The organism is Streptomyces sp. NPDC059080, from assembly GCF_042739975.1.
Classification (GTDB): domain Bacteria; phylum Actinomycetota; class Actinomycetes; order Streptomycetales; family Streptomycetaceae; genus Streptomyces; species Streptomyces benahoarensis.
Genome location: NZ_JBHYGX010000032.1, coordinates 7,997 through 11,109 on the forward strand (window position 1 = coordinate 7,997; position 3,113 = coordinate 11,109).

Annotated in this window: 2 protein-coding genes; both read right to left on the reverse strand. The window is 69.5% G+C overall.

Translation table 11 applies throughout. The annotated features are described in order from the left end of the window. Window positions 1-83: 83 nt before the first annotated feature. Entirely contained in the window at window positions 84-2,303 is a 2,220-nt protein-coding gene (locus tag ACFWWQ_RS22400; protein WP_384598915.1) for a polyribonucleotide nucleotidyltransferase, read from the reverse strand. 292 nt (window positions 2,304-2,595) lie between these two features. Then, window positions 2,596-2,883, reverse strand: coding sequence for a 30S ribosomal protein S15 (rpsO, locus tag ACFWWQ_RS22405; RefSeq protein WP_277319654.1), 288 nt, complete (start codon window positions 2,881-2,883; stop codon window positions 2,596-2,598). Between the last annotated feature and the right edge of the window lie 230 nt (window positions 2,884-3,113).

The following is a 3,113-nucleotide window of genomic DNA, read 5'->3' on the forward strand; positions in this document are numbered from 1 at the left end:
CTCGCCCTTGAGGATTTTGTGGTACCGGCCGCCGCCCCCCCCCACCTCGGTGGTGCGGGCCGTCGTCCGGTGTGTGCGGGACGTCACTTGTCGGCGTCGTCCTTCTTGCTGTCGGCGTCGTCCTCGTCATCGATCACGGGGATCAGGGAGAGCTTGCCGCGCTGGTCGATCTCGGCGATCTCGACCTGGACCTTGGAGCCGACCCCGAGCACGTCCTCGACGTTCTCCACGCGCTTGCCACCGGCGAGCTTGCGGATCTGCGAGATGTGCAGCAGGCCGTCCTTGCCCGGGAGCAGGGAGACGAACGCGCCGAAGGTCGTCGTCTTCACGACGGTGCCCAGGTAGCGCTCGCCGACCTCCGGCATGGTCGGGTTGGCGATGCCGTTGATCGTGGCGCGGGCGGCCTCGGCGGCCGGGCCGTCGGCGGCACCGATGTAGATGGTGCCGTCGTCCTCGATCGTGATGTCGGCGCCGGTGTCCTCCTGGATCTGGTTGATCATCTTGCCCTTGGGGCCGATGACCTCACCGATCTTGTCCACGGGGATCTTGACGGTGATGATCCGCGGGGCGTTGGGGGACATCTCGTCCGGGACGTCGATGGCCTCGTTCATCACATCGAGGATGTGGAGGCGGGCGTCGCGGGCCTGCTTGAGCGCGGCGGCCAGGACCGAGGCGGGGATGCCGTCGAGCTTGGTGTCGAGCTGCAGGGCGGTGACGAACTGCTTGGTACCGGCGACCTTGAAGTCCATGTCGCCGAACGCGTCCTCCGCACCGAGGATGTCGGTGAGGGCGACGTAGTGGGTCTTGCCGTCGATCTCCTGGGAGATCAGGCCCATGGCGATACCGGCGACCGGGGCCTTGAGGGGCACACCGGCGTTCAGCAGCGACATGGTGGAGGCGCAGACCGAGCCCATGGACGTCGAGCCGTTGGAGCCCAGCGCCTCGGAGACCTGGCGGATCGCGTAGGGGAACTCCTCGCGGGTCGGCAGGACCGGCACGATGGCGCGCTCGGCGAGCGCGCCGTGGCCGATCTCGCGGCGCTTGGGCGAGCCCACGCGGCCGGTCTCACCGACGGAGTACGGCGGGAAGTTGTAGTTGTGCATGTAGCGCTTGCGGGTCACCGGGGAGAGGGTGTCCAGCTGCTGCTCCATGCGGAGCATGTTGAGGGTGGTGACGCCCAGGATCTGGGTCTCGCCACGCTCGAACAGCGCGGAGCCGTGGACCCGCGGGATCGCCTCGACCTCGGCGGCGAGCGTACGGATGTCCGTGACGCCGCGGCCGTCGATGCGGACCTGGTCCTTGATGACGCGCTCGCGGACCAGCTTCTTGGTCAGCGCGCGGTAGGCACCGGAGATCTCCTTCTCGCGGCCCTCGAACTGCGGGAGCAGCTTCTCGGCGGCGATCTCCTTGACGCGGTCGAGCTCGTTCTCCCGCTCCTGCTTGCCCGCGATGGTCAGCGCCTGGGCCAGCTCGTCCTTGACGGCGGCGGTGAGCGCCTCCAGGACGTCGTCCTGGTAGTCGAGGAAGACGGGGAACTCACCGGTCGGCTTGGCGGCCTTGGCGGCGAGGTCGGACTGGGCCTTGCACAGCACCTTGATGAAGGGCTTGGCGGCCTCCAGACCGGCGGCGACGACCTCTTCGGTCGGGGCCTCGGCGCCGTCCTTGACCAGCTGGACGGTCTTCTCGGTGGCCTCGGCCTCGACCATCATGATCGCGACGTCACCGTCGGGCAGCACACGGCCGGCGACGACCATGTCGAAGACGGCGTTCTCCAGCTCGGTGTGGGTCGGGAAGGCGACCCACTGGCCGTTGATCAGGGCGACGCGGGTGCCGCCGATCGGGCCGGAGAAGGGCAGGCCGGCCAGCTGCGTGGAGCAGGAGGCGGCGTTGATGGCGACCACGTCGTAGAGGTGGTCGGGGTTGAGCGCCATGACCGTCTCGACGATCTGGATCTCGTTGCGCAGGCCCTTCTTGAAGGAGGGGCGCAGCGGCCGGTCGATCAGGCGGCAGGTGAGGATCGCGTCCTCGGAGGGCCGGCCCTCGCGGCGGAAGAAGGAGCCGGGGATCTTGCCGGCCGCGTACATCCGCTCCTCGACGTCGACCGTCAGGGGGAAGAAGTCCAGCTGGTCCTTGGGCTTCTTCGACGCGGTCGTGGCCGACAGCACCATGGTGTCGTCGTCCAGGTACGCGACGGCGGAGCCGGCGGCCTGCTTGGCCAGGCGGCCCGTCTCGAAGCGGATGGTGCGGGTGCCGAAGGTGCCGTTGTCGATGACGGCTTCGGCGTAGTGGGTCTCGTTCTCCACCAAGAAAATCTCCTCGTCAGCGTCCGCCACCCGTGTGGCGGCGGACCTTCGTCGGCGGAGCGCCGGTACGGGCCGGTCTTCGATCGAAGCTCCCGGGATGCAGCCGCGGAGATGTCTCGCGGAGATCCGGGGGCCACTACCGAGGACCGGCGGCCAGGGGGCGCTCCCCCTCGTTCGGTTGTGCTCGTGACACCAGACTACAAAGCTTCCGGCCGCCTCGCGGCGGCAGCGGTGTCCGGTGCGTACGGCGAAGGGAGCGGCCCCCGGCGGGAACCGCTCCCTTCACGGCGTCTTACTTGGCGCCCGCCGCGCCGCGGCGGATGCCCAGGCGCTCGACCAGCACGCGGAAGCGCGCGATGTCCTTCTTCGCCAGGTACTGCAGCAGGCGGCGGCGCTGGCCGACCAGCAGCAGCAGACCACGGCGGGAGTGGTGGTCGTGCTTGTGGGTCTTGAGGTGCTCGGTCAGGTCCGAGATCCGGCGGGAGAGCATGGCCACCTGGACCTCGGGGGAACCGGTGTCACCCTCCTTGGTGGCGAACTCGGCCATGATCTGCTTCTTCGTAGCGGCGTCGAGCGACACGCGGTACTCCTCGGTGTGTACGGCCCGGGAGCGCCCCTGGATTTGCTTCACAGGGAATCTTGATGACTCACGGCGGACCGTCACACAGCGTACCAGCCGAGGGGGGGGGGGGGGGGGGGGGGGGGGGGGGGGGGGGGTGTGTGGGGGGGGGGGGGGGGGGGGGGGGGGGGGGGTGTTGGGGGCGGTGCTGGGGGGGGCGGCGCGGTATGGGTTTGTGCTGGATGCCGAGG